The organism is Serratia nevei (assembly GCF_024160145.1).
GTDB classification, from domain to species: domain Bacteria; phylum Pseudomonadota; class Gammaproteobacteria; order Enterobacterales; family Enterobacteriaceae; genus Serratia; species Serratia nevei_A.
Window position 1 is genome coordinate 1 of record NZ_JAMYWQ010000164.1, and the last position, 413, is coordinate 413.

The following is a 413-nucleotide window of genomic DNA, read 5'->3' on the forward strand; positions in this document are numbered from 1 at the left end:
ACCGAGGCATGGTCAAAGTTGAGAGAGGTGGTATCTTCCAGGGCCAAAAGCGTTTCAAAAGCCTGCGCGTGTTGCGCAGTTGCGGCAAAACCGGCCTGAGCTATTGCCTCAGGTTCAATAGAGTCGTTACGGACAAAGCGGTATGCGGCTTCAATGTCGGCGGGAGATGAAAGGGCTTGCACGATAGATTTTCCTGTCTGAGAGGCAAGAGAGTCTGCGAGATGAATCAAACGATTACGACGTCGAACATCGCCCAGTTTTGCCAGATGGAAGGTCTCATGAGCCCATTGTGCAGTATTGGATAAAAACATAGCTATCTCCCGCCGATAATTTTCATATCAGATCGGGAACAGGTGAAAAGATTCAAAAAAATCCCCAGACAACTGACCTGGGGATTTGTGTAGAAGAGACAG

Annotated in this window: 1 protein-coding gene; it reads right to left on the bottom strand. The window is 48.7% G+C overall.

The genetic code is table 11. From position 1 onward, the window contains the following. On the bottom strand, positions 1 to 311 hold a 311-nt coding region (locus M6G53_RS25250), incomplete at its 3' end, for an IS4/Tn5 family transposase DNA-binding protein (RefSeq protein WP_301286313.1). Between the last annotated feature and the right edge of the window lie 102 nt (positions 312 to 413).